Below are 2,306 nucleotides of genomic sequence, written 5' to 3'. Positions count from 1 at the left end.
GCGGCGGCGATCGCCGGATCGGCTTCGACGGTGAGTTGCGCAACCGTGCAGCCTGCCGCGGAAGCCGTCGCCCGCGCACGGTCGAAGCCCGGTGCGATCGCGGCCATCACCGCGACGAGCGTGCGGATTTCGCGGGCGAACGGCCCGACGCAATCGAGCGTGGTATCGGTAGGCGCGACACCGCGGCGCGACACGCGGCCGAACGTCGGTTTCAGCCCGGCCACGCTGCAGCACGCGGCCGGCCCGCGAATCGAGCCGCCGGTATCGGTGCCGAGCGCCGCGTCGACGGTGCCGAGCCCGACGAGCGATGCGGAGCCGCTCGACGAGCCGCCGGGAATGCGCGTGGCATCCTGCGGATTGACGGGCGTGCCCGTGTAGTCGTTGATGCCGGTCATGCCGAACGCGAGTTCGTGCATGTTCGCCTTGCCGGCGATCTGCCAGCCGGCGTCGAGCAGCAGGCGGACCACGTCCGCGTGGTGTTCGGCGGGCGGCGCATCGGCGAGCGCGCGGCTCGCCGCGCGGGTTGGATGGCCCGCGATGTCGATCGTGTCCTTGATCGCGATCGTCGGGCCGGGGCCGCCGAGCGTGAAGGTGTCGATGAAGCCTGTCATGGTCGGTATCGTGCGAAAGCAGCGGAAAACGTCAGGGCCGTGACGCGGCGGCGAGCGGCCACGGGCCGTCGAGCACGCGTTCGGTGCGGAAATGGCGGATCAGCCACGCGGCGCCGTCGGCGGCCGGCGCGAAATCGATCGTGAGCCGCGCGGCGATCAGTTCGGCCGCGCCGTCCGCGTAGCGCGACGCCTGCAGCATGATCCAGCGGCCGCGCGCACTTGCAAGATCGGAGGCGACCTCGATCGACTCCGACGTCAGGAAATGCAGGTTCGCCGAGAAATGCGGATCGGGCGGCAGATAGCGGCCGAGCATCGCGACGATCGCGGCGGTGCCTTCGAGGCGGCCGAACTTCTTCGTGTACTGCGGGCCGATGCCTTCCCATACGGCGTCGGGCGTGAACAGTTCGGCGAGCGACGGGCCGTCGCCCGCATTTTCGGGTACGTCGCACAGCGCCATGTAGCGCGTGATCGTCGCGCGCACCGCGCGCTCGGCGTCGAGCGCCGCGACGCGCCGTGCGAGCGCGTCGATCGCGGCGGGTGACAGCTCGGTCATCGCGCGCCTCACGCCGCGGGCTTCGCGGCCGGCGGCACGGTCAGCGCGCGGCCCACGCGCGCCTCGATCTTGCCGTAGCGCCACAGGTTGTATTCGCCGACGGGCGTCGTGCGGTACAGGTTGCACACGGCGACCGTCGTGTCGAAATCGGCGACGTCGGCCATGATGTAGAAGGTCCACGGCGCGCCGTCGGCCTGGCCGACCACGAGGCGGTCGTCGTCCATCACGCCGAGCACGCGCACGCCGGGCATCGCCTCGACGGCCGCGAGCATCGCGCCGTACGCCTGCCACACTTCACCGATCTGCTCGCGCGGCAGGTCGAAGAAATTCTGCGACACGCCGCAGCAGAACAGCACGCGCAGCGGCAGCGGATTCGAATCGGACATATCGGGTTCTCCAGGGGAATCGGTCGGGTGCATGAACCGGCCGGCGATGCTCCGTCGGGTTCGGCTTCATGCGCGTTCGTCAAAAGCGTCGGTCGACGCGGGTTACAGATAACCGGGAAACGGCGTGACGCCGGTGAACACCGCGCCCGCGCCGTCGAAGTTGCCCTCGGCGAGGAACGCGTGCTGCGTGACGACCATCGCATCGCGCAGCAGCCGCTGCAGCGGATGCGACCGATAGATCGCCGCCGTGCCGCCGAGGCGATACGCGCGTTCGACGACGCTCGCGCCTTCGCGGGCGATCTGCGTGGCCGCGAGCCGCAGCAGGCTGACCTGATCGGGCGTGACCGGATTGCCGGCGAGGATCGATTGCCAGACCGTGTCGGTCGCGTCGTAGAAGAACGCGCGTGCCGAGCGCAGTTGCGCTTCGGCCTTCGCGAGCTCGATGCGGAAATACGCGCGATCGGCGAGGCGCGGCGCGCCGGTCGTCGTCTGGCGGCCGCCCGACATGCGGTTCACGACGTCGAGTGCCGCACGTGCGAGGCCGAGGTTGACGACGGCCAGCACCTGCGCCGCATACGCGACGGTCGGGTAGCGGTACAGCGGCTCGTCGACGGTCGGTTCGCCGCCGCGCACGAAGGTCCACGCCTCCGGCACGAAGCGGTCGTTCACGCGCAAATCGTGGCTGCCGGTGCCCTGCATGCCGACCACGCTCCAGTTCTCGACGATCTCGACGTCGGCGGCGCGGAACACGGCCGT

At 70.4% G+C, this 2,306-nt stretch carries 4 protein-coding genes; all 4 read right to left on the bottom strand.

Annotated elements, in window-relative coordinates; all coding sequences use genetic code 11:
• Positions 1-611, bottom strand: a 611-nt coding sequence (locus tag JMF90_RS33930) for an amidase family protein (RefSeq protein WP_201326061.1), incomplete at its 3' end; no start/stop codon positions are given.
• A gap of 31 nt (positions 612-642) precedes the next feature.
• Positions 643-1,164 carry a nuclear transport factor 2 family protein gene (locus JMF90_RS33925; RefSeq protein WP_011694645.1) on the bottom strand — a complete coding sequence of 174 codons (522 nt, stop codon included), beginning with the start codon at positions 1,162-1,164 and terminating at the stop codon, positions 643-645.
• 8 nt (positions 1,165-1,172) lie between these two features.
• A complete protein-coding gene (locus JMF90_RS33920) occupies positions 1,173-1,550 on the bottom strand; it encodes a hypothetical protein (RefSeq protein ID WP_006490490.1) in 378 nt (125 codons plus the stop codon).
• 102 nt (positions 1,551-1,652) lie between these two features.
• Positions 1,653-2,306 (bottom strand): acyl-CoA dehydrogenase family protein (locus tag JMF90_RS33915; RefSeq protein WP_268906086.1); only part of this gene is annotated, 654 nt, incomplete at its 5' end.

The sequence above is a fragment of the Burkholderia sp. E168m23 genome (assembly GCF_016586125.1).
GTDB lineage: Bacteria > Pseudomonadota > Gammaproteobacteria > Burkholderiales > Burkholderiaceae > Burkholderia > Burkholderia orbicola.
Note: the sequence above shows the minus strand (reverse complement) of the source record. Positions and strands in the feature narration are given on the sequence as shown.

What these genes read in the sequence shown, in the direction of transcription:
- JMF90_RS33925 (WP_011694645.1), bottom strand. Translation starts at nt 1,164, where the DNA reads ATGACCGAGCTGTCACCCGCCGCGATCGACGCGCTCGCACGGCGCGTC.
- JMF90_RS33920 (WP_006490490.1), bottom strand. Translation starts at nt 1,550, where the DNA reads ATGTCCGATTCGAATCCGCTGCCGCTGCGCGTGCTGTTCTGCTGCGGC.